This is a genomic window from Lonsdalea quercina subsp. quercina (genome assembly GCF_000688655.1).
Classification (GTDB): Bacteria; Pseudomonadota; Gammaproteobacteria; order Enterobacterales; family Enterobacteriaceae; genus Lonsdalea; species Lonsdalea quercina.
Genome location: NZ_JIBO01000011.1, coordinates 1 through 26,387, shown reverse-complemented (window position 1 = coordinate 26,387; position 26,387 = coordinate 1). Strand labels below are relative to the sequence as shown.

Below are 26,387 nucleotides of genomic sequence, written 5' to 3'. Positions count from 1 at the left end.
TGTTCCTTTTTTCAGGGGAGAATGAAAGCGTTATGGCAACCGCTCCATCGATAGCTTGTTGACGGCAACAATGCCCGTGTGGTCTGTCTGCGCGGCCACTTCAAGCTCTTGTGTCACCACGCCGTTTTTCTGTTCCAGCTCCGCCAGCCAACGCATCAGGGTGGCGAAATCGCAGGGGGACAGCGTCAGCATAATGCGTTCATCCTGCGGCTGAAGGCGCTGGATGGTAATGCCGCTGTGGGCGGCGCTTTGGGGGATCAATTCCGTCAGATTGATCTCGCGCCCTTCGACTTCGCGAGGCTGCGCGCCAGGCGGCGGCAGTCTGGACTCCTGCTGGCGCATCCACATCACCGCCTGTCGTTCGCGCTCGGCGGCCTGACGCCAACGCACCCCCTGCTGGTGCCAGGGCTGCCACAGCAGACTGTAAATCAACCACACCAGCAACAGTCCGGCGGCTATCGCCAGTAAGAGGCGCTCTCGTGGCTGCATCCCCAGCCAGCGCTGCTGCAATAACATCATGTTCATAGCTTGCTCCTTAGCACCAATTGACCTTCCGTGTGATCCCGCTCTTGCTTCATTTCTCCCGGCGGGATGTCGTAGTAGGCGGACGCCTGCTGACGAAACTGCTCCATTTGGACAAACGAGGCCGCGTGTAGCTGCAGCCGCAGCTCGCCCCGACGGCGATCGTACCCCAGCGTGATCAACTGCAGCCCGTCATGGCGAGACACCAACTGCTGCAAACGCCCAACGTGCGCCGCCAGCGACGCCGCCGGATTGCCGCTTCCTGCGGCCCGGAGGTGCTGCTGCATCTGAGCGCGCGGATTAACGACCACCTTGTCGTCAGGAAATAGCGCCCGGTAAACCCGGACGCTTTCTTCCCGCCAGAAGGCGGCCTGTCGATAAAGCTGATAGTGATCCCACAGGCTGCTGCCTGTCAGCGCCAGCAGGTAAAGGCCAGCGGCGGCAATCACGCCGCGCCAGGGTGCGACGGCCTCGCGCCACGGCTCGCCGACGGCGAAGTCGCCCTGGCGAAGGTCAGCGCCCGGCATAGCGGGGGCATCCGCGGCCATCGTCATCAGCGACGCTTCCGGCAGCGCACGCCAATTTTCCACGCCCGCCGGGAGCGAGCTGTAGCTATAAATCACGGGCCGAGTGTCGTGACTGTCCAGCAGCGTTTGACACCACGCCTCTTCCGCCGCCATGCCCGCGCCAATCGCCGTTCTGAATAGCCATGTCTGCCGATGAAGCACCGCGCTCCAGCCCTCTTCCGCCAGCGTCAACGCCAGCACGTCCGGCAGAATGGCGTCAATGCGAACGCCGATGGACTGGCACTGCGCCACCCAGCGCGCCATCAGCGTTTTTTGCATCNCCGCCACCGTGAATCGCTCTCCCTGACGGGCAACGACCGCGAAATGCAGCTGCTCGATATCTGACGCCAGCTGCTCTTCCAGCATAAACGGAATGGCCTGCCGCCAGTGGCGCTGTGTGCGGCGCGGCAGCGTTACCCTGTGAAACGCCATCGCCGTCGCGGGCGCCCAAACCCGGGCGGAGTTCACCGGATAGCGCGCCAGTTCGGCGCGCAATTGGTCTAACGTCCCGATCCCCTGCGTCAGGACATAAAAAGGCGAAGAGGTCGCGATCAGCCATTCAACCTGCGGGTCGTCCTCTGCGCCCAGGCGCAAGGTCAAGTGCCGAATCTCGCCGGCCGGCATCCTATTACTCATCGGTTCATCGTCCTGTATCCCCCGTACTGCCGTTGTATGACATCAATGCGCCGCTTATGGCGATGAAATAAACTACGCTGATGGAATGCGCCCTCTTCTCCCTGAATGCGGACGTCGCCGAAAAACCAGTCGCTTTTGACCGCCAGCGCCTGACGAATATTGCTTTTGCCGGACTCCGGCAACTGCGGCAGCCCCATAAAGGCATCAACGTTTTGCCAGCCTTTCGCAGGGCGCAGCGCCAGTACGCGCTCCGCCTCCTCCGGGCTGAGTTTCCCCATCAGCAGCGCGGACAGCAGCGGCGCCTGTTGTGGCGTCAACGTATTGATGTTGATGATGAGTTTATCTACCGGCAGCACGCACACATAGGGCAGCAACCGTCGATAGAGGTCCGCATCCACTCCGTTGATCGCCCGCAGTTCGGATACATCCGCCATCGGCTGATTCGCCGGTAAATAGCGCGGGTAAGCGTCCTCTTCGGCCCCGCCGGCCCGCGGCTCGCCGTCTTCGTCCAGCCAGTCCCGCACGGCGGCGGTGACCGTATCCGCCCGCTCGCCCTTCTCGCCCAGCACCACCATCAGTTGCTTGAAAACCTGCGCGGCATAAGGCGTTTTATCGGACGCCTTCGCCGTCGAGATCGTTCCTGACGTTCTGACGTTTTTAGGACGCGGTTGCAGGGCATTCAAATTTAAACAGGTCGACCCGTCGTGAATCTGCCCAACCATTTCCCGTCCGTCGTCCAGCCTCTGCCTGTCGACACGCGACCACGGCTGTCCGATGAAAGTGATTTTCGGCGAATCTTGCCCGTTACGCTGCAGGACGCTGCCCATCAGCGCCTCTGCGCCCAGCGCGTACCATTGAGCCTGCGTTCGGGTCAACAGGCTATCAGTGCGCTGATAAGCCGTGCCGGTATGCTCCGCGACCGACGTCGCAACAATGACCATCAGCGCCAGCATCAGCAGCACGACCAACAGTGCCATTCCCCGTTGTCGTTTCACTGGCTGTCCTCCGATGCGCCGTCGCCGGACGACGAAGTCGTATCTGCATCCGTATCGTCTGACTGATCGCTGCCGGCCTCTTCCAGCTCTCCGTCATTCTCTTTCGCCTCCGGATCCTCCTGCTTTGGCAGGAGAAACAGACGCGTGATCTCGCCGTAATCATGCAGATTGACCGTCACCGAAACCCCTTGCGGCAACCGATCAGGATCGTCCCAGCGATCCTGCCAGCCGCCTTCAGAGAAGAAGCTCAGCGTGAAGCCGTCGACCTGAGTCAGCAGCGGGCGGATCGCCATTTCCTGTCTGGGCAAGGGCTGCGGGGAGTCGAAAAACAAGCGTTCCAGCGTGCCATGACGCAGGCGATATCCCACTCGCTGTAGCTCGGAACGAGGCAGAATGCCCAGCGGATTCAACCAGCCGTTGCGTATGAAACTGGCGGCGCCATCTTCGCTTTCGATGCCATTGCGCTGGGCGAATAATCCCGGCTCGGCGGTTTCACTGCGCCGCGGCGTTATTTGGGTAAAATCGCGTTCCATCAGTGTCAAGGCGTGCTGTAACTCTTCGAGTCGCACGCTTTTACGCGTAGACAGCTCGTCCTGACGCATCACTCCATTCAGGACCGATGAGACGCTGAGGCTTAGCGCGGCGAATACCACCAGCGCCAGCATCATCTCCAGCAACGTGAACCCCCGCGAGGCGTTAATTCTCATCACCGTCATCCTCTACCGGCTGCGGTAAATCGCTGCGTAATATTGCCGCCGGCGCGGCGTCATGACTGCCGTGGCGCACTTCGACCTCCACCGCGCGTAGGCTGTCGTCACCGGTATCAATGCCCCGATAGCGCCAGTACCACGTCGAACCCGCGAATATCATGCTGCCGTCGGTCCAGGTGGTCGACGGCCACTGTTTTTCCAGCCGTAGCGCGCCCATCTGATTTTCGGCGATCCATACGGCAAAGGNTTTCTCTTCCAGTCGCCCCAGCGTACTGGCTTGCTGCGCGGTGGTCTTCAATATGGCCAGTCCCGCCAGTGCGAACACCACCAGTGCCACCAGCACTTCCAACAGCGTCATGCCCCGTTGCTTCATCGCGCGTCACCCTCCGGGGAAGAACTGTGGATCGCCCCGTTGCCGTCGACTTCCAGCCAGGCGCCGTCCCCCTCACCTGGCTGAAATTCGAGGCGGAAAGGGGTGATCTCGCCGCCCGGCAGGATCAGAACGGTCGGCGACGCCTGTTTTGAGGTCACCCCCTGATCCACCTCGCCATCCTTCCACTGCGCGGTGAAGGNCAGTCGGATGTCAGCGGGCAGCGTGATGAGCGAAGAACTTGGCTGCCACTGGTAGGCCTCCGGCGCAGACGCGTTAGCAGGCTCCAGCACCGCGAGCTGCCAGCCGCGCGGCGCGAGATAGAATCCCAGTACGCGATCATTCTGTTGACTGTCGGCCACCGCGCGCTCCAGCTGCGCCCGAAAGCGCGCCATCTGCCACTGCGCATCCCGCGGCTTTTGCTGTGGAAACGCCATCATCACCAACGTGGCCGAGACGCCGGCCAGCAACACCACCAGCATCATTTCCAGCAGGGTGAACCCGCGCTGACGCATCACGGATTCGCGCTGTGCGCCCCATTGCCGATATTCCAGTTGCCGATGTCGTCTTCACTGTCCGGCATGCCATCCGGGCCGTAGGAGAACACGTCGATACGGCCATGATTGCCGGGACTCAGCAACTGATAGTCGGCGCCCCACGGGTCTTGCGGCAGACGGCGAATATAGCCATCCTGCGCGTAATTGCGTGGTTCGGGCTGCGTGCTCGGTTTTTTCACCAGCGCAGACAGGCCTTGCTCCGTCGTGGGATAGCGGCTGTTGTCCAGCTTGTACATATCCAGCGCGCTCTCCAGCGCCACGATATCGCTGACGGCTTTCTGCCGGTCGGCCTTTTCTTTATTGCCCATCAGATTCGGCACTACCAGGCTGGCCAGTACGCCGAGAATAACGATCACCACCATGATTTCTAACAGGGTGAATCCTCGCTGACGTTGTTCCATTTTATTGTTTCCTTTGACGTTATTCGAAATCACATACTCATAAGCGTGTTTAATTGCAGAATTGGCTGGAGAATGGCCAGCACGATGAAGAGCACGACGCCCGCCATCGTGACGACCAGCAGCGGCTCAAAGAGTCCCAGCGCCAACGTGACCTGCGCGCTGAATTCGCGATCCTGATTGTCGGCCGCGCGCGCCAGCATGGCGTCGAGATCGCCGCTGCGTTCGCCGCTGGCGATCATATGTCGCATCATCGGGGGAAACAGCGACGTCTGCTGTAACGCCTGATGCAAACTCACGCCTTCGCGTACCGCCTCCGTCGCGTGCGTGAGCCGTTCACGGGCATCGTCATTACTCAGCACATCGCCACTGATACGCATTGCCTGCAACAGCGGCACGGCGCTGGCGTTGAGGATGCTGAGCGTGCGGGCGTAGCGCGCGGTGTTAAGCCCGCGCAACACGCGCCCGACGACCGGCAGCCGCAGGAGAAAACGGTGGAAAGGCAGCCGATATTTTTCCTGTCGCAGCAGCCAGCGTCCCGTCATCATCCCCAGCGCCAACAGCAGCAGCACCCACGGGCCGCCGACACGTACCGCGTCGCTGATCCCCATGAGCAACCGCGTGGAAAAAGGGAGCGCCTGCTTCATATGAACGAACTGGTCCACGACTTTAGGCACCACGGCGGAGAGTAAGATGCACACCACCGCGATGGCGACCAGCGTCAAAACGCAGGGATAGATCATCGCCTGTTGAATGCGGCTGCGCATCTGCTGACGCTGCTCGGTGTAGTCCGCTAGCCGATTGAGGACGATATCCAGATGGCCGGAGGCTTCGCCCGCCGCCACCATCGCACAGTACAAACGCTCGAAACTGCCGGGAAAGCTGCTGAGCGCCTCCGCCAGCGAATGACCCTCGACGACTTTGGCCCGCACGGCCGCCATTAACGTGCGCAGCGCGGCCTTCTCGCTCTGCTCCGCCACCGCCGCCAGCGCTTCTTCCAGCGGCAACGCCGCAGCGACCAACGTCGCCAGCTGTCGGGTCAGCAGCGCCAGATCGCAGGCCCCAATGCGTTGAGAGCGCCGCAGCGTAAAGAATCCGCCGTCCCCGGACGGCCCCGCATCGCGCTGCGCTTCCAGCGTCAACGCCACCAGCCCTTTCTCACGCAGCAGCTGTCTGGCCTGCCGCGCCGAGTCGGCCTCCTGAACGCCGCGGCGGCGTTTCCCCTGCGCGCTTAACGCCTGATAATGAAACAGCGCCATCTCATTCCGCCCTTGTCACGCGCACCACCTCATCCCAAGTGGTATTACCGGCGATGACCTGCTGCAGCCCGCTCTGTCGCAACGATCCCCAGCGTTCGCCCAGCCGTTGCGCAATCTGCTGCTCCCCTTCCCGCTGGTGAATCGCCGTTCGAACGTCGTCGTCGATAGGCAATAGCTCATGGATTGAGGTTCGCCCGCGATAGCCCGTCTCGTTACAGGCAGGACAGCCCCCGGCCCGATACAGCCGTATGCCGGGCGCAATCCCCATCAGCTGCGCCTGTTCAGAGCTGACCGTGTAGGGCTGGCGACAGTCCTGACACAGGGTGCGCACCAGCCGTTGCGCCAACACGCCGAGCAGGGACGTCGATAACAAAAACGGCTCCACGCCCATATCCGTCAAGCGGGACAGCGCGCCCAAGGCGCTGTTGGTATGCAGCGTCGACAGCACCAGATGCCCGGTCAGCGAAGCCTGCACGGCAATCTGCGCCGTCTCGCCGTCGCGGATTTCCCCCACCAGCACGACGTCCGGATCCTGACGAAGGATGGCGCGCAGTCCGCGTGCGAACGTCATGCCGACCTTGGTGTTCACCTGCGTCTGGGCGATCCCGTCCAACTCATACTCGATGGGATCTTCCACCGTCATGATGTTGCGTTCGGTGGCGTTGAGGCGGCTCAACGCCGCATACAGCGTGGTACTTTTCCCCGAGCCGGTCGGCCCGGTCACCAGAATGATGCCGTGCGGACGGTGGATTAGCTCGTCCACCTCTTGCTGATGCGCGGCGCTCATGCCCAGCGCGGCCAAATCCAACCGCACGCTGTCCTTGTCCAGCAGGCGCAGTACCACACGTTCCCCATAGTTGGAGGGCAGCGTCGAAACGCGCACATCGATGGCGCGGCCGCCGATACGCAGCACCATGCGTCCATCCTGAGGCACGCGTTTTTCAGCGATATCCAGCTTCGCCATGACTTTGATGCGGGACACCAACAGCGGCGCCAGCTGACGCGGCGGGCGCAGGATTTCCCGCAGCACGCCGTCGATACGGAAGCGGATCAGCAGGTTTCGTTCGTAGGTCTCAATATGGATGTCGGAGGCTTTGTGCTTGATNGCCTCCGTTAGCATGGCGTTAATCAGGCGGATGATCGGCGCGTCGTCGTCCGCATCCAGCAAATCGTCGCTGTCCGGCAGTTCTTCGGCCAGCGTGTAGAAGTCGATGTCGTTGCCGATGTCTTCCATCAGCTGCTGTGCGGCGGCGGAGTCTCGCTGATAGTGCTGCACCAGCGCCCGCTCGAACTCCGCTTCGCTGAGGCGGCTCACGCTCAATGAAACGCCCGCCACGCGTCGGGCTTCCAGAAAAGCATCGGGCTGCGTTTCACCGACGCAGAAAACCTGCGCCGGCGCCTGCTGCTGCTCTTCCTGCAACAGCAGTATTTTATGGGTGCGGGCGTAGGCGAACGGCAGAACCGGATGAAGTCCTGAAGCCGCAACGTCCTGCACGCTCATCGCCCCTCCCGGGCATAAAACGACGAGATGGCCGCCTGTACCTGACGGAAGACCATCGTGTCTCCGCCGGCGGGCAGACGCAGCGTGTCATTATCCAGCACTACGCCGGTGGCGCGCGTGGCGCCACGCTGCTGCTGCTGCTCCTCGTTGAAGGCGCGGTATTTGTTTACCGTCGCCGTCTGATACTGCATACCGTCGCGAATAATGGTCGGACGGAGAAACAGCATCAGATTACGTTTGGTCACCTGGCGGCTTTTGGAACGAAACAGGTTGCCGATCACCGGAATATCCCCAAGGAAAGGCACTTTGCTGTCGGTTTCCAGCGTAGTCTTGTCGAGGAGTCCGCCGACCACCACGGTTTCGCCGCTGCCCACCAGCACCGCGTTGTTGACCGTGCGGGTGTTGAACGTCGCGCCCAGACTGCTGGTACTGCTCGACGAGGAGTCCGCCACACTGGAAACCTCCTGCGCGATCTGCAGCAGCACGGAGTCGCCTTCGTTGATCTGCGGCTTGACCTTCAATTTGATGCCGACGGTTTTACGTTCCACGGTAGTAAAGATGTTGTCCGCCGAAGTCGTCTGAGAGCCTGATAGCACCGGCACTTCCTGCCCGACATTAAAGGTGGCTTCCATGTTGTCCAGCGTGACGATGCTGGGCGTCGCCAGCACGTCGTTTTTGGAGTTGCTGGACAGGGCCGTTAGCAGCATCGACCAGTTGCCCTGATAAAACCCGGCGGCAATCCCGCTGAAACTGCTGAGCACGCTGGAGTAGCTACTGGTCAGCGTGCCGTCGGCGCGATACTGATCGGAGCCAACCATGGCCGTCGAAATCGGCATGCCGGTGCTGGTGAACTGCGTCATGCCCGCCCGCTTGTTGGCCCACTGGATGCCGAGATTCAAACCGTCCGCATCCTGCACTTCGGCGATAATCGCCTCCACCAGCACCTGAGGTCGACGGATATCCAGCTGGTCGATGACCTGTTCCAGGTCGCTCATGATGTCGGGTGGCGCGGTGATAATCAGCGCATTGGTCTGGTCGTGCGCGCGGACCGTCACTTCTTTCCCCTGAATCATGATGGTTTTGCCGCCCGAGCTACCGCTGGAGCTGAAAGCCGAACCAAAGCCGAGACTGCTGCTGTTTGACGAAGCGCTGTCTTCGCTATTCGAGGAAGACGAGGAGGAGGAAGAACTGCTGTTGCCGCTGTTCTGAGTACTGTGCGACGTGGTGGGAGTGCTGGAGCTATTACGGCTGCCGCTGGTGCCGCTTCCCGCCAGCACTTCCAGCAGCTCAACCGCCTTGGCGTATTTAAGGTAGATGACCTTGGTGCCGCCCTGCACCACCTGTTTGCGGTCAAGCTGACGGATCATCTGTACCGCGCGCTGACGCGACTTTTCTTCGCCGCTGACAATGACCGAATTGGTCCGGCTATCCGCGACCACATTCGCTAACACACTGCTTGGCAGCGCGTTTTTCTCATCGGTTTTATTGAGGTTGTTCACCAGCTTGACCATATCGTCCGCCGATGCGAAGTTGAGCGGAACCGTGGTCATATCCCGGCCGCCGATTTTCTCCACCCGCGCGACGATCTCCATCATATGCTTGACCACCGCCGCGCGGCCGGTCATCAACAGCGTATTGGACGGTTCATAGTGGACGACGCTCCCCGCCCCGGCGCTGTCGTTCAGTTGGCGCAGCAGCGGCGCCAGGTCGCGCGCGGCGACGTTATTGAGCGCGACCACGCGCGTCACAATTTCATCGCCGTGGCCCGGCTGTTCATCGCTGGCCAGCGGGATGGCGGCCGTTTTCGCATCTTTGGCTCTCACGACCTTCAGAACGCCGTTATCCTGCGGAACGACGGAGAAGCCATAGACGTCCAGCACGCTAAGGAAAAACTGGTAATACTGCTGTTCGTTCATCATGTCGTAGCTGCGCACGGTAATAGTGCCGCGCACGCTGGGGTCGATAATGACGGTTTTATTCAGGTTTTTACTGACGGTATTGATGAACTCCTGAATGTCAGTTCCTTTGAAGCTGGCGGAAAACTCTGCGCCCCAGCACCAGCAAGATGCCAACAGCAGCGAGCCGATTGCCGCTCGCTCCCATCGTTTGATCACTCCTTTGCTCCGCACGTTACTCTTCGCCCCCAATTTCCATGTAGATATCTTGTTGTTGCCCTTCCCGTTCGACGGTCAGGGTAAATGTGTGAATTTCCGGTATCCGCTCCATGGCGGTTTTCGCCTGCGCTTCGTCACGCAAGTCCAGTCCGTTCAGCGCGATAATCACATCGCGATCCTGCAGTCCCACCCGGTAAAAGACATCAGGATGCCGACCCGGCGAGATGCGATATCCGCTCAATTTGTTGCCGTTAATCAGCGGCGCAAGCTCAAGGTAGTCGCTAATCGGAGAGGAAGGCCGCGGCTGAAGCTGCTGCAAGGCGGCCGTATCGGTCTGAGACTCTTCGCCGCCCGGTTGTTCGTACAACCGCAACACCTCATGACGGCCCTGGTAAAGCAGAACCACGCTGTCGGCGTGGATCGCTACCAGTTTGGCGTCGTCGTCGGGCAGAGATTCGTTGGGGCTACAGCTGAACTGTTGATTATCTTTGCTGAAGATCGCAATCGAATGCGCGGCATCCTGGCTCAGTAATACGCCCGTCAGCGACAGATGCAGGGAAGAAAGTGGTAGCGAATCGGGATGTTCAGCTTCCGGATCGGGAGCGGCCGCTTTTTCCGGTGCGACGCCAAACAGAGAGTAGTCATTGGGTAGATCAAGAGAGGAAGGTGGCTGAGGTGTCGGCGTCCGCGCGACGGCAGGCAAAGGGGCCAGATCACGGTGTTGAAACAACGATGCCGTCTGCAAAACGGTCAACAGCAGAAACAGCGCCAGCAGGCTCCGTCTGAGCGTCCGTGGCGTCAACGATGGCAATTTTACTTTATCCATGAGAAACATTATCCCTATGCCTTGGCAACAAGGCCGACCCATCCATCAAAGCCGTTTAGGCCCTGCCGTCGCCTCTCAGGCAATCCATTCCCCCGAGAAAAAAACGGGTATATGATGCCACGAACCGCCGAATTAAGGAACCGCCCCCCTGAGCGTTCTCCCGCGCTATATCGGGATATTAATCTGGTTATGCGGGCCTTCGCGCAAATCCGTCAATCCGGGAATCCCGACGTTCCAAAAGTGAGCAAGAAAGGAAGCTATTGCATGATATTTAAGGAAAAAATGTGGACAGCGCACCGGAAGTAACCCCATCGACCCCGATTTCCCGAGGCTATGTCATCCCCGGTTATCTGCTGGTCCTCTATGCCCTGCTGCTATTCGCGCTGGGATGGTTGGGGCATCAACGCTGGCAAGAATTCCGCCAGGCAATAACGCCTCCGCCTCACATCGTTACGGCGCCGCCCAGCCACGCGGCAACCTTGCCCGCCGCCAACGCCGCGCCTATGCCGCCCACCCCTTCGGCGGACAACGGCGAATTGCCTGCCTTCACCTACAGCGCACACGTGTTTACGTCGGAACCGGAGCGGCGCAGCGTCACGCTGAACAACCAACGCTATCGTGAAGGCGATAGCCCATTTAGCGGCGTGGTGATCGAACAAATTCAGCAGGATGTCACCGTGTTCAGCGTCAACGGCGAGCCTTTTATTCTGGATGCGCTGGAAGACTGGCCGGGAGGAAAACCAGAATCTTCCGAGAACAACCCATCATCCCCCTAACCGCGAATGGCGCTAAGGAAGGGAGACACGGACAGATTGAACGCCGAGCACTGTTGATCTTTCGGCGTCCCATCCTTCAGGAGTCCTTCATAGAGCGTGTCGCTCAGCGGCGGCAACATTTGAAACCCGCTGACATCCCATCCCTTCTTTTCACCCTGACGCAGCGCGCCGCGCATGAGCGTATTGTCATCCGGCAAATCGCTGCGGTTACACTGCGTGCGCAGATATTTTCCGGCGGCGACCAACGACGCGAGCTGATTGATTTGCTCATCCTGAGTGGCTCTGGCGTTCCCGGAACGGGACGGAGAAGATGACTGGCAACCAGCGATAATCAAGCAGCAGAAGGTGAAACCGATGAGATGAAGCGAAGAGAAACGCATGACTTGATTCGTCCTTTTGATAAAACATCCATAAAAAACCTGAACCGCCGTCGTCTACCGATGAGACGAACGGCGGGAACCCGGCTTTTCCGATTAAGGCTAAGAGCTAGGCGCTATGGCCGTGTTTTTTCTGCGACGCAGGCAAAATGCCGTCCGCGCGGAACATGGACTTGATGCCCCTGACCGCCTGGCGAATACGATCCTGATTTTCGATAAGTGCGAAACGAACGTGGGTATCGCCGTAGTCGCCGAAACCAATCCCCGGCGACACGCACACTTTGGCTTCCGCCAATAGGCGTTTAGCGAACTCAAGGGAGCCTAAGTGCGCATACGCTTCCGGTATTTTCGCCCATACGTACATCGACGCTTTCGGCTCGTCGACCATCCAGCCCGCTTCATGAAGCCCGCGCACCAGCACGTTGCGGCGCTGACGGTACTGCTCCGCGATATCGCGCACGCACTGTTGATCGCCTTCCAGCGCCGCAATCGCCGCCACCTGCAACGGCGTGAAGGTCCCGTAATCGTGATAGCTTTTAATTCTGGCTAGCGCATTGACCAGCTCAGGATTCCCCACCATAAAGCCAATTCGCCATCCGGCCATGTTATAGCTTTTAGACAGGGTAAAAAACTCTACCGCGATATCCTTGGCGCCGGGCACCTGCATAATGGAAGGCGCCTGCCAGCCGTCATAGACGATGTCGGCGTAGGCCAGATCGTGCACGACCAGCACGTCATATTGTTTCGCCAGCGCCACGACCCGCTCGAAGAAATCCAGCTCGACGCACTGTGCCGTCGGATTGGAAGGGAACCCCAGAATCATCATCTTGGGTTTGGGTATACTTTCGCATATAGCGCGCTCCAGCTCGTTGAAGAAGTCAACGCCGTCCACCAACGGTACAGAGCGAACCTGCGCACCGGCGATCACCGCACCGTAAATATGAATGGGGTAGCTGGGATTGGGCACCAATACCGTATCGCCATGATCGAGGGTTGCCAGCATCAGGTGCGCCAGCCCCTCTTTAGAGCCGATGGTGACGATGGCTTCACTATCCGGGTCAATATCCACCTGATAGCGGTCAGCATACCAGCGCGAGATCGCTCTGCGCAGACGCGGGATGCCGCGAGAGGTCGAATAGCCGTGCGTATCTTCGCGCTGGGCAACCGTACAGAGTTTTTCAACAATGTGCGGCGGTGTGGGGCCATCCGGATTTCCCATACTGAAATCGATGATGTCTTCGCCACGGCGACGCGCAGCCATTTTCAATTCAGCGGTAATGTTGAAGACATAAGGGGGAAGACGATCGATGCGCGAAAAGCGGCGCGGAGAATTGCTATCAGCCATAAATACCTCGTAGTCACGTAAGCGCCCGGACCGTCCGAGCGACGTATTGACCCGCGAGCGAGTCAGCCCTCACGCTATCCCAGTTTCCGGGCGCTGTCGATAAGCTCAACGTAAAAATTTGACGCGCCTTCCACACCCAAGCGAAACGGCGAATGACGGCGTTCCCCCCATCCCATCGGAACAGGCGAGTAGACTTCCTCTCTTATTTTTAAGGATTATCATTGTCTAAGCCTCCGTAGACAGAGAGTCAAAAAAAGGAGCATACCAACGTAAATAGCTGACTTATTTATTACCGAAACAGAGCCGATATTGCATTATTTTGGGGCCCAACAATGCATCATCATCACCAAAATAGAGCAGGCGAAAAGAAAAAATAAAAACACTTAAAAAACAATGAATTAAAAAATAAATAATAAAAACGCCGTCTAATTTTTTTATTAAAAAAACGACAATCCTAAATATAAAAAAATATCGACATTTAATTTCAAATAAAACACATAAGTTGAAATTTAACACCAGAAAAAAACCAATTATATAGATATAAAAACTGATTGAACCCCTACATTGACAACAATATAACTCTCGTTATTATCGATTAAACAGACAGACCTTCTCGCCCCAAACGCATATCGCATGATTAATGACTGACGCCTTAATTTAATTCGAGGATGTATGATGGATATCAAAAAGCCTTATTTGTTATTTCTGGGTGATGCGCACGATCAGCTGGCTGCAAAAGTGGCCATCGGCATCAAGCAATGGCATCCCGAATATTGTGTAGGCCAGTTTCGTATGGAGGGTTGTCGCGCCGATTGCCAACTGCCCGATATGGACATCGCGACGGCTCGCGCCGCCGGAGCGCAAACGCTGGTGATCGGCGTCGCCAACCGGGGCGGGATCATCTCCGACGCATGGATAGCCGTATTGAGCGAAGCGCTGGAAAGCGGTATGGACCTGGCCGCCGGGCTGCATAACCGTCTAGCCGACGTCCCTGAACTCAGCGCGCTGGCGGCCAGGCTGGGAAGAAACCTTCACGACGTTCGCCATCCAACACAAACCTTCCCGGTCGCAAACGGTCGCAAACGGACTGGCAAACGGCTGCTTCCGGTCGGCACCGACTGCTCCTGCGGCAAGATGTATACCGCGTTGGCGATTGAGAAAGAGCTGCTGACGCGCGGCGAGAAAGCGACTTTTCGAGCGACCGGTCAGACCGGCATTCTGATTAGCGGCTCAGGCGTTAGCATCGACGCCGTGGTGTCTGACTTTACCGCCGGTGCCGTCGAGGTGCTGGCTCCGGCCAATGACGCCGATCACTGGGATGTGATCGAAGGTCAAGGATCGCTATTCCATCCGTCCTTCGCGGGCGTAACTACCGGCATCATTCACGGCGCGCAGCCGGATGCGCTGGTGCTTTGCCACGAACCAACGCGTAAAACCCTGCGCGGCGTCGACTATCCAGTCCCCGATCTCGCCGCCTGTATGGCGCTGAATTTATCGATGGCGCACCTCACCAATCCCAATGCGCGTTTCGTCGGCATCTCCGTGAATACCTCGGCGTTGGATGAAGCCGCCGCGCAAAAATTCATTACCGAGACGGAGAGTAAATTCGGCCTGCCGGTGGTCGATCCCTTCCGTCAGGGCGTTGGACGCATCGTTGACCAGTTGGCTGACCTATGACAGAACTTCACGTTTCTCATGAAAGCTGGCCGCTGCAAGGCACCTTTACTATTTCGCGCGGCAGCAAAACGCAGGCCGATGTCGTTGTCGTCGCGCTGAGCGCGGGTGGCACGACAGGCTATGGCGAGTGCGTTCCCTACGCGCGCTACGGCGAGTCTATCGATAGCGTAATAGCACAGATCCGGTCGCTGGAGGACGATCTCCGCAACGGGTTGGATCGGATCGCGCTTCAACGCCGCCTGCCGTCCGGCGCGGCGCGTAATGCGGTGGACTGCGCCTTTTGGGACCTGGAATGTAAACAAGTCGGACAGCGAGTCTGGCAGAGACTGCCGTTATCGGCGCCCAACGCGCTCGAAACCGCCTATACCTTGTCGTTAGATACGCCGGACAACATGCGTATAGCGGCCCAGAAACAATCTGCCAGACCTTTGCTGAAGCTGAAACTGGCGGACAAAGACGATTTGGCGAGAGTGGCCGCCGTACGTGAAGGCGCCCCTGCCGCGCGACTGATCGTCGACGCCAACGAGGGCTGGAACGCCGAGCTTTATCTGAAACTGGTGCCCGAGCTGGCGGCGCTAGGCGTGACGATGATTGAGCAGCCGCTGCCCGCCGGACAAGACAGCGAGCTGGAGGTGTTACCGCATCCTATTCCTATCTGCGCCGACGAGTCCTGCCATGACTGCGATTCACTCAGCGCCATCGCCGGTTACTACGACATGATCAATATCAAGCTGGATAAAACCGGCGGGCTGACCGAGGCCATGCGACTGCGCGCCGAAGCCCACAAAGCGGGCCTGCAGATTATGGTCGGCTGCATGGTCGGCACGTCGCTGTCGATGGCGCCAGCCACCTTTGTAGCGCAAGGCGCTGAAGTCGTCGATCTGGATGGCCCATTGCTGTTGCAACGCGACCGTGAAAATGGTCTGCACTATGATGGCAGTATCATCGCACCACCTACGGCGGCACTATGGGGCTAACGCATAAGCTGCGCCAAATGACGAGTTAAAGGAGTGTTGTAATGCAACGTCTTGTTTATGTTGACGGCCGCTATGTGCAAGAACAGGAAGCGTCTGTTTCCGTGTTCGACCGCGGTTTTCTGTTTGCGGATGCCGTCTATGAAGTCACCGCCGTGGTCAACGGCAAATTGGCCGAATTCGATGGTCATATGACCCGATTGCAGCGCTCTTGTCGGGAGCTATCGCTGACGCTGCCGGTCAGCATTGAAGAGCTGAAAAATATTCATCAGGCCTTAATCGAAAAAAATCAGATGCAGGAAGGCGCTATCTACCTTCAACTGACGCGCGGCAATGCAGGCGATCGTGATTTTCACTTCCCCGGCGCCGACGTGAAATCGACGCTGGTCCTGTTTACCCAGGCTCGACCGGTGCTTGAAAATCCGGTAGCGGAACGCGGGCTTCGGGTCGTGACCTGCCCGGACATTCGTTGGCATCGTCGCGACATTAAAACCGTAAGCCTGCTGGCAGCCTGTCTCGCAAAAGAGTTTGCCCACGCACACAACGCGGAAGACGCCTTTATGGTGGAGAATGGTTTTGTGACGGAAGGAAGTTCATGCAACTGCTACATCGTGCTGCACGATAATACGGTGGTGACCCGTCCCCTCAGTCACGACATCCTTCACGGTATCACCCGCAAGGCTATTTTGCAGTTGGCCGAACAGGATGGCATCCGACTGGAAGAACGGCTGTTCACGCCGGAAGAAGCCTATCATGCCAAAGAGGTTTTCATCAGCTCAGCCACCACGTTCGTTCTCCCGGTAGTGACGCTTGATGACCGAACCATCGGCGACGGCAAGCCCGGCCCGATTACGCGTCGCCTGCGCGAGATCTACATCGAGATGGTCAAACAGCAGACGCAATAAACGCCGCCTGTACCAGATAGCCTTTGAAGCCGACAGATGACCCTATTGCGTATCGTCTGTCGGCTTACTCTTTACAGTCAGTCCCGACATCAGCACATTGCCTCTTCATAAGGGAAGTCGACAACTTTTTCGCTTCACTACTCATCCAACGATCGGTGGCTTTTGTGCCAAAAATCAAATAGTTCGCCACATCGAATTTAGCCTTCAAACCTTTCAGGTGCGCGTCGCGTCGTCGCCCAACATCGAAGGAGGTACGGTAGTTGTGTTTTGCGCATTTTCCAGCACCATGCGCTGGGGTACCGCCAGCGGGATACCCGCTGCGCGCAGACGTTTGATTATCTCGAACAGCAGGTCGCTTTTAACACTCGCCACCAGGCGAGGACTGCTGACATATCCAGTCACGCTGAGCACCATTCCGTCAGCGCTTAATTGACTAAAAGTCACCGAAGGCGCGGGGCTGGTTAAAATGCCTTCATGCTCCGTATAGGAATCCAGCAGAATGGTTCTGGCCTCTTGGGGATCGGTATCCAATGGGAAAGACAGCGCGAGCGTCGCTACGCCAAGGGCATTGCCCATCGTAATATTGCGTACGTTCTGCGAGATAAATTGCGAGTTAGGTACAATGACCGTCGACAGGTCNCCGAGCTGAATTTCCGTCGCTCGCACGTTAATACGCCGAATATCCCCTTCAACTCCGCTGATGTTAATCAGATCGCCGACTTTCACAGGACGCTCCGTCAGCAAGATGACTCCCGAGATAAAGTTTTTCACTATCTCCTGCAGCCCGAAGCCGATACCTACCGACAGCGCGCTGACAATCCACGCTAGCTTGTTCCACTGAATGCCTAGTGTGGCCAGCGTTAGCAAAATGATGATGATATAGCCGACGTTGCTGAACATCGTAACCATCGACGCCCGAATCCCGCGGTCCAGGGTGGTTTTTGGAAGAAAATCATTTTCCAGCCAGCGCCGTGAAGAACGCATGGCGTACAGGGCTATCGCCAGGAAAATCAGTGCATCCACCAACCGGGCCGGAACAATACGTAAGTTTTCCAGCCCTTTCCCACCCCAGATATCCAGCGCCTTTTTCATCAGCTCCAGTGGCGTAGTGGTGCCAAACGTCCCATTCAGCAGCGCGACAGCGGCCATGAGAATCAGGAAGACTTTGCCTGCGGCAGAGAGCAACGCCGTGGCCTGAGCTAAATGACGGTCATCAAGATTCAACGAACTCTTGATACGCTGACCGCTAAGATTGTTTGGCGAAAACAGACTCTCACACGCATCAGACACCAGCGNGGAAAAGAGATAGAGGNAGGAAAACACGATGGCTATCCACACCAGCTCGTAGATCAGAAAACGCGCCAGAGAGATATAGCCGATAACCAGCGAAACCAGTACGGCAAAGGTCGTCAGCAAAACTGCCAGATGAATGATCCCGGAAAGCGTGGAACGCGCTTCCGGTTGCTCGCCAGTTTCGACCATCTGACGACGTATCTGATTACTTCTCAAGGCAACCATGCCCGTCGTCAATGCCAGGCATAGCGTCGCCAGCCCGTTAACAACGATGGTAACGGCAACCGTGGTGCCCATGGTGATGGTCACCTGCTCGATGATTCCGAATATCAAAATAATTAACGCGGCGATCACCGGAAACGGCGTCATAGCCTTAGCCACCGGATTGGAGATGGCGGGAAGACGCCACGAAGGCCGTTGATTAGACAGGAAGGCCCTCCCCAATCCGGCAATCATGGAGCAGAACACGGTGAGGCGTACCAGCGTATCCATATAAGAGGCGACGCGTTCAGAGGCGATATCATGACGAGTAAATGTGATATCGATCAAATTGGCGGCAATCCCCACCGTCAGTACGGTAGACATGACGGTCGCGGTCGCAAGAAAGCTGCGCCGCAGCCGTCCTTCCGGCAGCTTGTTTATCCCCAGCCAGGCCAGATATTTCTCGAGGTATTTGCCCCCAAGCGTCACCAGTGCCAGCGCAATCAGCAGCAATATCGCAGAGCCCCAGCGCCATTCCGCACTCCATGCTCCGGTAAATGCACTCGCGACCTGTTGAGAAAACGAGGATAACCGGCTCACGTCCTCCGGCTGTGGATTAACAATCGGCGACCAGAAGCGCGCACCAAAAAGACTGCCCGAATCGAGCGCCAGCTGTGTCTTCAGTGCGTTCCGCCTCAGGTTGACGATCTGTATGGAAAGATTGGTCGCACTGGCGTGCAGCGCTTGTATCTGTTCTAACTGTGAATCCAGATTGGCTTTTTTCTGATTGAGGCTATTACGTTTACGCGTCACCTCATTGGTTTCATTGAGCGTGGAACTCGACTCGGGCTCCGGTCCCAGCACATTAAGCTGCGACTGCATTTGTGAACGAAGCGGCGTCACGACCGCCGAGAGTTCGTCCGCCTTGCTGATGAGCTGCTGGGTTTGATCGTTCAGGTCGCCGAACTTGCTGTCGTTATTGACTCCCGACACCTGCTGCTTGATACCGTCCAACTGTTTCTGGAGCTGTACCAATTCAGCATCGACATTGACGTTAGACTCCCCGCTCGCTTGTGCGGATTGGGATGCCGTCTCCGCCGCCACGCCATATCCCATCGGCAAGACCAACATCGCCCACAAAAAAACACGCATCATTACGGAAAATAAAGTTGGCATATAGCGAAAGGTTCCCAAGTTCATCAGAGACGGCGGAGTTCCATACACCCACACCAGACAGGCTAAAGTGTAATCCAATAGTACAAAAGTATGGCAAAGTTCCAATCAGAGGAGACCGTAATTGCGTATCGCCTCGCAGTGGCAATGGGCGACGATGAAACTAAAAAGGCTTTTCTCGATGAGGATCGAACAAGCGACGCTATCAATCAGTGAAAAGCGAGAACGGTGCTTTGCTGTACAGGGAATCGCCGTCTGGCCAAAATCGGCCGCCAAGTCGTTGACTCATCGGGGGGGGTGGGTATAATCCAGCCCACTTGTTATTGGTTGCGGCACATCGCAATCTCTCTTCCCAAGGCGCCCTTAGCTCAGTTGGATAGAGCAACGGCCTTCTAAGCCGTAGGTCACAGGTTCGAATCCTGTAGGGCGTACCATTCAAATCGACACACCTCGATCGAATTCGCTTTTTATCCATTATACTCTCTGAAAGTACTGAATTTTTTCGTCACGAGTTCTACCGAGGTCAACTTGTAAGCACACCTGTTTTAGTTCCACTCACTTTTTGAGATTTCCGGTTTCTCAGTCATCTGCCGTTATTCTTCCGGCGTCAGGTTATTCAGGGATTCATGAGGCCGCTCATTGTTATATTCATTCAGCCAGCGCTCCGTTATTTCCCGTGCTTCATTCAGTGTTCTGAACAGATAAAAATCCAGTATTTCTGTCCGGTACGTTCGATTAAACCGTTCGATAAATGCGTTTTGCGTCGGTTTGCCTGGCTTGATAAATTCCAGCACTACGCCATGGTCCTCAGCCCATTGCGCAAGAGTCAGTGATACCAGTTCCGGTCCGTTATCCATCCGCATCTTCAGCGGATATCCACGGTTTACCACTATTCTTTCCAGAACCCGCACAACGCGCTGCGCCGGGATATTCAGGTCAATTTCGATGGCGAGAGCCTCGCGGTTAAAATCATCAACGACGTTGAAAGTCCTAAAACGTCGGCCGCATGTTAGCGCGTCCTGCATAACATCAATCGACCAGCTTTGGTTAAGGGCTTCCGGCGTGGCCAGGGGGGCCGGATTACGCACCGGCAGGCGTTGTTTACCCTTACGACGAAAATTGAGTTTTAGCAGACAATAAATCCGGTGTACACGCTTGTGGTTCCAGACGTGGCCCTGCCTGCGAAGCACCTGAAAAAGCTTCTTAAATCCGTAGCGGGGATAGCGTTCAGCCGCCTCAGTCAGGCTCTGGATCACCGGTTCATCACGTCGCGTATCCGGTTGATAACGAAACACCGTCCTGCTCAGCGATAGCGTCCTGCATGCCTGGCGTATACTCATCGTAAACTGCGTCGTCAGATAGCTGACAAGCTCACGCTTTATCGCTGGTTTTAAAGCTTTTTTTCTATGACGTCCTTCAGTGCCCGGTTTTCGAGGCTCAGATCGGCAAACATCTGTTTGAGCCGCCGGTTCTCGTCCTCCAGATCTTTGATCTTTTTAATATCTGCCGCTTCCANCCCGCCATACTTCGCCTTCCAATTGTAATAGCTAGCTTCAGATATAGCGGCCTCGCGACACACATCCTTGACGGTCCGTCCTGCTTCGACAGACTTCAGGACGGCGATAATCTGATGTTCGGTGAATCGGGCTTTACGCATAGCGATCTCCTCATGGGGACATATTCAGTATGCCGGAAGATCTCTAAAAGTGAATGGTTCGGATTACCGGGATACTTACAAAATAGTACGCGGCATATTTCCAACTTTTATTCATGATGAATTCCGTTTATATTTTATATTACACCGGGAATAAAATAGTATTTGTCACTATTTTTTTACCACATAGCGTGGCCGATTCTTAACTTCTGAGTAAATCCTTCCGACATACTCACCGAGCACACCAATACCTATAAGCTGGACTCCACCAAGGAAAAGAATGGATACAAGAATGGATGGATAACCAGCAACCGCATTACCCCAAATAATTTTGTCAATTATCATCCAGATCCCGTATAAAAAGGACAGACCCGCAACAAAGAAACCGATATAAGTCCACATCCTAAGTGGGAATGTGGAAAAAGAAGTAATCCCTTCTAAAGCCAGATTCCAGAGCTTCCAGCCATTAAATTTTGTGCTCCCTGCCACACGCTCAGCTCTCGTGTATTCGACTACTTCTACACGGCCACCTACCCAGCTAAGCACTCCTTTCATAAAAAGATTTCGCTCAGGCAGCAGTTTGATATTCTCCACTACTTCTCTCGACATCAGACGATAATCACCCACATTTTCTTCAATTTTTGGATGACTGATACGATTATGCAGCTTGTAAAACAAAGCTGCGGTATTTCGTTTTAAACGCCCGTCGCAACTTCTGTCTGATCGCTTGGCTAATACGGCATCTGCTCCAGCCTGCCATTTTGCAACCATTGCAGGGATGATATCTATCGGGTCCTGAAGATCGACATCGATAGGAATTACGGCATCCCCTGTTGCGGCCTCAAGTCCGGCAAACAGTGCAGGTTCTTTGCCGAAGTTGCGGGTAAATGAAACACATGTCACAAGTGGATCTTGGCGAGCAAGATCGCGGATGACCGCTTCGGTGCTATCGGAACTACCGTCGTTAATGAAGACAATTTNAACCTGCCAGTCTTTGAAGGGAGTAAACCCCCTGACAGTTTCATAAAAAATGGGAGTAGCCTCTTCCTCGTTAAAAACGGGCACTACCAGAGATATTTTCATTTTCTAACCTTGAAAACGACATAACGTGAATAGATAAAACCGCATACCAGGCTCAGGGCCGAGAATACAATGAGAGTGCAGATTGGATTAAGCCTGACCACATCCGCCAACCCCCCGATCAACGCAGCCAGTGCTCCCATAAAAACCACATACATCGTATATCTGGCCGTCGTAGCTTCAGCAGTGAAGGTCCAACGGGCATTGGCGAAGAATGAGAAGGTCACAGCGACACAAAAAGCGATGAAATTCGATAAGAATTGCTTTTGACCTGACATATAAAGAGCGCTAAAAACAGCCCAATGTAACAACGTGTTCAAAACGCCGACGGACATGTAACGCGCAATAAGTCTGAGCATAGTAACCGCTAAGATTCTGTAAATTTATGGGCAAATTTTGGCATCAGAAGGAGGGATGATCAAGGTAATGTTAAACACGTAAAAAAGGGGACTCACAAAATAATTAGCTGGAATGAAATAGTTATCGTTTAGGCAATCTGAAGCGTTTCGCTACACCATTCAGCTCAAGAGGATAAGTAATATCAATGCACCATGAAAGCATATAATAACAATGTTGCGTTTTTGTATCCATTATTCTCTTGTTTTAATGTTATAGAGCGCTTTTAGCGTATTGATACTCTCCCCATTTTTCGAAAGCATCGCTCTACCCCACGCGCTCCCCACACCGCTTCCCTCTGGTTTCCACAAATCCCTTGATTGCGTAACGCGGATGCGTATAGTTCTTATTTTTAATTGCGGTTATTTATCCACGGTCTTTCGCCAACCGCGCGGCAAGCAGAACGCCGCTCTCGGCAAACGATTATTCATAGCCCCCATATTCAGGGCATTGCCGGTGACTACATCGCTGAAGCTTGTCAATCCTCAGGTCACGCGCAACCCGGCCTGCGACGTTGAATCAATAAAAAAACGCCCCGGAAACGGGATTTGCCATTTCAACTTTTCTCTATAGTTGAGCGAACTATGTATAACGTCAAAAACACATCCACGCCTTTACGTAAAACCTTGCTGGCTCTGGCGGTAGGCTCTCTTACTCAGACGGCTACCGCAGCAACGACACCGACCCAGGCTGACGCCGATGCCGCGACCGATTCAAAAGATACGATCGTGGTGCAGGCGAGCGAGGCGGAGAACTTCCGGCCTGGCGGCGATGCGCTGGTCCCCGCCTATCTGGAGGGCCAGGTCGCCAACGGCGGGCGNCTGGGCATGCTCGGTGAACAAAAGGCCATGGATGTGCCGTTTAACGTGGTCGGTTACACCGCCAAAATGGTGCAGGACAAACAGGCGAAAACCATTGCCGAGCTGTTACACAGCGATGCAGGGGTGCAGGCGGTTCAGGGTTATGGCAACCTGGCGGAAACCTACCGGATCCGCGGTTTCAAGCTGTATGGGGAAGACATGACCATGGGGGGGCTGGCAGGTGTGGTGCCGCGTCAAGTGGTGGATACCCAGATGCTCGACCGCGTGGAAGTATTCAAAGGCGCTAATTCACTGGTTAACGGTGCCTCCACCAGCGGCGTCGGCGGCATGATCAACCTCGAACCCAAACGCGCGGAAGACACGCCGACCACTCGCGTAGGCGTCGATTACACCTCATCGTCGCAGGTAGGCGGTAGTCTGGATCTGGGGCGTCGCTTCGGCGACGACAATCAGTTCGGCGTACGCATGAATGTGGTACACCGGGAAGGCGAAACGGCCGTGGATGACGATAAACGTCGTACCACCATGGCCTCTCTCGGGCTGGATTATCGCGGCGACCGCTTCCGAACGTCGTTGGATCTGGGCTACCAGAAAAAAACATTCCACGGCAGTGAAACTGGCATCAATATCAGCGGTATAGACGATGTTCCCGTCGTACCGGGCAACACGCGCAACTATTCGCAAAAGTGGGCTTACAGCGATATCTCCAATAAATTCGGGATGGCTCGCGCCGAATACGATCTGACCGACAGCTGGACCACCTATGCCGCGTTGGGCGGGCAGCATGCCAATGAAATGGGGATATACTCTTCTCCGACGCTCATCAGCGAAAACGGCGAGGCGACTGTCTCACGTCTGGACACCAACAATATCGTCGATAATTTCAGCGGCATGGCCGGCTTACGCGGCAGGTTCGATACCGGCTTCGTATCCCATCGGGTCAATGTCGGCTACTCGGCCCTGACCACGCGTTCCCGAACCGCCTGGGGCATGTCGTTTGACAACCCTGCCACCAATATCTACCACAACAGCGATGTTGCCATGCCGGACAACGCCCTGTGGGGCGGGCGTTATGCCGATCCGTTGACTACCAGTCGTTCGCGCATGCAGGGTGTATTGCTGAGCGATACGCTCGGCGTGTTGAACGACCAACTGCTGTTCACCGTGGCCGGGCGTCACCAAAAAGTGGTGGTACGCAACTACAGTAACGCGACCGGCGAGGAAGAGGCGGACTCTCGCTTTACCGAAAGCCGCTGGATGCCGACCTATGGCGTGGTTTACAAGCCGTGGGAACAGTTGTCGCTGTATGCGAACCATACAGAAAGCCTGGAGCCGGGCAGCATCGCGCCGAACACGGCGGCTAACGCAGGCCAAAGCACCGGCATCATCCATTCGAAACAGAATGAAGTGGGCGTCAAGGTTGATATGGGTCGCGTAGGCGGTTCGATGTCGCTGTTTGAAATCAAGAAGCCTTCAGCCATTATTGATAGCGTCAGCAATCGTTACAGCGTCGACGGGGAGCAGCGTAACCGCGGGCTGGAGCTGAGCGTCTTTGGTGAACCCGTATTGGGCGTGCGTCTTAACGCCAGCACGGTTTGGTTGGATCCTACGCTAACCAAAACCGCCGACGGCGCCAACGACGGTCATGATGCCATCGGCGTCCCGCGTTTCTACGGCGTGCTGGGCGCTGAATACGACATCAAACCGGTGGATGGTTTGACCGCGACGGCGCAGCTGAACCATACCGGTTCACAGTACGCCAACGCGGAGAACACCAAAAAGCTCGACAGCTACACCACGTTGGATCTGGGTCTGCGCTACCGTACTCGCGTGAATAATGACCAGAACGAGATGATCTGGCGCGTGGCGTTGAACAATGTGACCAATGAGAAATATTGGTCTGGCGTGGAGGATTACGGCGTATATGTCTTCCAAGGGGAACCCCGTACGCTCAAGGTGTCCATGAGCTACGACTTCTAACGCCCTTCCCTGCGCTAAGATCCCGGCATCCCGTCATGAACGTCGGGATTTTTTTCTCCGCCTCAGGGGCCATTTCAGGCAAACAGGGATGCGAATCAATAGAGCAACTTACGCCAGCGCCATGCCCATCGCATGCACTTGAAACGTTCCAGCCTATAAATACGCAGGCGAATCACGTAGATGCTTCCAAGGCCAGCTCGAATATTCGCATGAGCGATCACCGCGACGCTATCTGCCTCGTCACGCAACAACCGAATAATGCTTGTCGAGTAGCTCGAACTCGTAATTGGGGTTCGGCGACAGAATGATCTGTTTCTCTTTCGTCACGAAGATGGCAGTAATACCAGGGAAGTCTTGCAGATACGCGATCCCGGCTTTCACCCCCATGCCATACATCAGGGTGGTGTAGATGTCGCCATCAATGGACTCGTTCGACACGATGGTGACACTGTCCAATTCGTTATTCAGCGGATAGCCCGATTTCGGATCCAGAATATGATGATACCGCTCGCCATCAAGGGTGAAGTAACGCTCGTAAGTACCGGAAGTCACGACGGATTTATCAATTACTTTAATCACGCCGATCAACTCACCCTGTTCAGCGAAAGGCTTTTTGAGGCCGATGCTCCATCGCCCGTGAGGATCATTTAACGATCGCCCCATCGCCTGCACGTTGCCGCCCAGATTCAATAACGCGTCTTCGACACCGTTTTGCCGCAGGTAGCCTTTAATCACGTCGGCGATATAACCTTTGGCAATAGCGCCCAGATCGATCTCCATGCCCTCCTGTTTGAGGAAGACGGAGCGCGCTTCATCGTTCAGGATCACGTGGCGAGGATCCGTCAGGCTAAGGCGCTGTTGAATGTCTGCCGCGTCAGGCNCCGTATTGCCGCTGAAACCGATCTTCCACAGCTTGACGATAGGCCCGATGGTGAAATTGAAATGACTGTTGTCCAGCAGGCTCACCTGCCGGGCGCGCTTAATCAACTGATACACGATGGGGCTAACCACTACCGGATGCTGACCCGCCGCGTGATTAATATTCATGACTTCCGACAGGGAGCGATTCACCGTCAGCAAATCTTCGAGACGTTTAATGCGTTTGAAAGCCTGAACAACCAGATCCTCATTAAGAGAAAAAAGCGTTAAGGAAATTCGCGTGCCCATCAGTGTCGCGGCATAGGAAAAAGAGTTGTCTTCAGACGTCGTCATAAAAGCACCGTCGCGGTTAGAGGGGAAAAACATCGCTAATGATGGAGGCCATTAAAACGCAGGCGGGGC

23 protein-coding genes and 1 tRNA gene are annotated in these 26,387 nt (G+C 56.1%); 6 read left to right on the top strand and 18 right to left on the bottom strand.

Annotated features, from left to right (window positions below; translation table 11 throughout):
• Positions 1–30 precede the first annotated feature (30 nt).
• From gspM to gspC, 11 genes are all read right to left on the bottom strand, one after another.
• Positions 31–525, bottom strand: coding sequence for a type II secretion system protein GspM (gene gspM / locus RZ35_RS11985; RefSeq protein ID WP_051625566.1), 495 nt, complete (start codon positions 523–525; stop codon positions 31–33).
• Positions 522–1,712 (bottom strand): type II secretion system protein GspL, encoded by a 1,191-nt coding sequence (gene gspL, locus RZ35_RS11980; protein ID WP_455709713.1) that lies wholly within the window; start codon positions 1,710–1,712, stop codon positions 522–524. Before gspL ends, gspM begins: the two co-directional genes overlap by 4 nt.
• A gap of 8 nt (positions 1,713–1,720) precedes the next feature.
• Entirely contained in the window at positions 1,721–2,701 is a 981-nt protein-coding gene (gspK, locus tag RZ35_RS11975; RefSeq protein ID WP_036153329.1) for a type II secretion system minor pseudopilin GspK, read from the bottom strand.
• A 14-nt stretch (positions 2,702–2,715) separates the two neighbouring features.
• Entirely contained in the window at positions 2,716–3,426 is a 711-nt protein-coding gene (gene gspJ, locus RZ35_RS11970; protein ID WP_026743522.1) for a type II secretion system minor pseudopilin GspJ, read from the bottom strand.
• Positions 3,416–3,802, bottom strand: a complete 387-nt coding sequence (gspI, locus tag RZ35_RS11965; RefSeq protein ID WP_026743521.1) for a type II secretion system minor pseudopilin GspI — start codon at positions 3,800–3,802, stop codon at positions 3,416–3,418. The genes gspJ and gspI overlap by 11 nt, the downstream gene beginning before the upstream one ends.
• Positions 3,799–4,314 (bottom strand): type II secretion system minor pseudopilin GspH, encoded by a 516-nt coding sequence (gspH, locus tag RZ35_RS11960; RefSeq protein ID WP_026743520.1) that lies wholly within the window; start codon positions 4,312–4,314, stop codon positions 3,799–3,801. The genes gspI and gspH overlap by 4 nt, the downstream gene beginning before the upstream one ends.
• Complete coding sequence (gene gspG, locus RZ35_RS11955; protein WP_026739999.1) at positions 4,314–4,757, bottom strand: type II secretion system major pseudopilin GspG; 444 nt, start codon at positions 4,755–4,757, stop codon at positions 4,314–4,316. Before gspG ends, gspH begins: the two co-directional genes overlap by 1 nt.
• 29 nt (positions 4,758–4,786) lie before the next feature.
• The gene (gene gspF / locus RZ35_RS11950) at positions 4,787–6,013 is read right to left on the bottom strand and encodes a type II secretion system inner membrane protein GspF (protein WP_026743519.1); all 1,227 of its coding nucleotides are present in this window, start codon (positions 6,011–6,013) and stop codon (positions 4,787–4,789) included.
• 1 nt (position 6,014) lies between these two features.
• A complete protein-coding gene (gene gspE, locus RZ35_RS11945) occupies positions 6,015–7,514 on the bottom strand; it encodes a type II secretion system ATPase GspE (protein WP_026743518.1) in 1,500 nt (499 codons plus the stop codon).
• The gene (gspD, locus tag RZ35_RS11940; protein WP_071999795.1) at positions 7,511–9,601 is read right to left on the bottom strand and encodes a type II secretion system secretin GspD; all 2,091 of its coding nucleotides are present in this window, start codon (positions 9,599–9,601) and stop codon (positions 7,511–7,513) included. Before gspD ends, gspE begins: the two co-directional genes overlap by 4 nt.
• 43 nt (positions 9,602–9,644) lie before the next feature.
• Positions 9,645–10,454: a type II secretion system protein GspC gene (gspC, locus tag RZ35_RS11935; RefSeq protein WP_026743516.1), complete on the bottom strand. Its 810-nt coding sequence runs from the start codon at positions 10,452–10,454 to the stop codon at positions 9,645–9,647.
• 284 nt (positions 10,455–10,738) lie between these two features.
• Between gspC and gspB the strand changes: the two genes are divergently transcribed.
• Positions 10,739–11,230 (top strand): type II secretion system assembly factor GspB, encoded by a 492-nt coding sequence (gene gspB / locus RZ35_RS11930; RefSeq protein WP_026743515.1) that lies wholly within the window; start codon positions 10,739–10,741, stop codon positions 11,228–11,230.
• Here the strand turns inward: gspB and gspS are convergent.
• Positions 11,227–11,610 (bottom strand): type II secretion system pilot lipoprotein GspS, encoded by a 384-nt coding sequence (gene gspS / locus RZ35_RS11925; protein ID WP_036153326.1) that lies wholly within the window; start codon positions 11,608–11,610, stop codon positions 11,227–11,229. The two genes, gspB and gspS, sit on opposite strands and share 4 nt — an antisense overlap.
• A 106-nt stretch (positions 11,611–11,716) precedes the next feature.
• Complete coding sequence (gene alaC, locus RZ35_RS11920; RefSeq protein ID WP_026743513.1) at positions 11,717–12,952, bottom strand: alanine transaminase; 1,236 nt, start codon at positions 12,950–12,952, stop codon at positions 11,717–11,719.
• 675 nt (positions 12,953–13,627) lie between these two features.
• Between alaC and dgcN the strand changes: the two genes are divergently transcribed.
• Genes dgcN through RZ35_RS11905 form a run of 3 tightly spaced genes read left to right on the top strand, consistent with a single transcriptional unit; the run spans position 13,628 to position 16,508 of the window.
• Positions 13,628–14,629: an N-acetyltransferase DgcN gene (dgcN, locus tag RZ35_RS11915; protein ID WP_026743512.1), complete on the top strand. Its 1,002-nt coding sequence runs from the start codon at positions 13,628–13,630 to the stop codon at positions 14,627–14,629.
• On the top strand, positions 14,626–15,606 hold the full coding sequence (gene dgcA / locus RZ35_RS11910) for an N-acetyl-D-Glu racemase DgcA (protein ID WP_026743511.1): 981 nt from the start codon (positions 14,626–14,628) through the stop codon (positions 15,604–15,606). Before dgcN ends, dgcA begins: the two co-directional genes overlap by 4 nt.
• A 41-nt stretch (positions 15,607–15,647) precedes the next feature.
• Positions 15,648–16,508, top strand: coding sequence for a D-amino-acid transaminase (locus RZ35_RS11905; RefSeq protein WP_026743510.1), 861 nt, complete (start codon positions 15,648–15,650; stop codon positions 16,506–16,508).
• A 213-nt stretch (positions 16,509–16,721) separates the two neighbouring features.
• Here RZ35_RS11905 and RZ35_RS11900 read toward each other — a convergent pair whose 3' ends face one another.
• Positions 16,722–19,178, bottom strand: coding sequence for a DUF3772 domain-containing protein (locus RZ35_RS11900; protein WP_026743509.1), 2,457 nt, complete (start codon positions 19,176–19,178; stop codon positions 16,722–16,724).
• Positions 19,179–19,532: 354 nt separating this feature from the next.
• On the opposite strand from RZ35_RS11900, the gene RZ35_RS11895 reads away from it, so the two are divergent.
• A tRNA-Arg gene (locus RZ35_RS11895) sits at positions 19,533–19,609 on the top strand.
• 159 nt (positions 19,610–19,768) lie between these two features.
• On the opposite strand, the gene RZ35_RS11890 is transcribed toward RZ35_RS11895, so the two are convergent.
• The 3 genes from RZ35_RS11890 to RZ35_RS11875 form a co-directional block, all read right to left on the bottom strand.
• Positions 19,769–20,832 (bottom strand): IS3 family transposase gene (locus tag RZ35_RS11890; protein WP_235195116.1). Its coding sequence is split into 2 segments (ribosomal slippage): positions 19,769–20,580 and positions 20,580–20,832, totalling 1,065 coding nucleotides; the frame shifts between segments, so codons are not numbered across the junction.
• 168 nt (positions 20,833–21,000) lie between these two features.
• A complete protein-coding gene (locus RZ35_RS11880) occupies positions 21,001–21,912 on the bottom strand; it encodes a glycosyltransferase family 2 protein (RefSeq protein WP_026743507.1) in 912 nt (303 codons plus the stop codon).
• Positions 21,909–22,268, bottom strand: a complete 360-nt coding sequence (locus tag RZ35_RS11875; protein ID WP_026743506.1) for a GtrA family protein — start codon at positions 22,266–22,268, stop codon at positions 21,909–21,911. The genes RZ35_RS11880 and RZ35_RS11875 overlap by 4 nt, the downstream gene beginning before the upstream one ends.
• 621 nt (positions 22,269–22,889) lie before the next feature.
• On the opposite strand from RZ35_RS11875, the gene RZ35_RS11870 reads away from it, so the two are divergent.
• Positions 22,890–25,106 (top strand): TonB-dependent receptor, encoded by a 2,217-nt coding sequence (locus RZ35_RS11870; protein WP_026743505.1) that lies wholly within the window; start codon positions 22,890–22,892, stop codon positions 25,104–25,106.
• Between the two features lie 240 nt (positions 25,107–25,346).
• Here RZ35_RS11870 and RZ35_RS11865 read toward each other — a convergent pair whose 3' ends face one another.
• A complete protein-coding gene (locus tag RZ35_RS11865; protein WP_455709712.1) occupies positions 25,347–26,273 on the bottom strand; it encodes an FAD:protein FMN transferase in 927 nt (308 codons plus the stop codon).
• Positions 26,274–26,387: the final 114 nt, after the last annotated feature.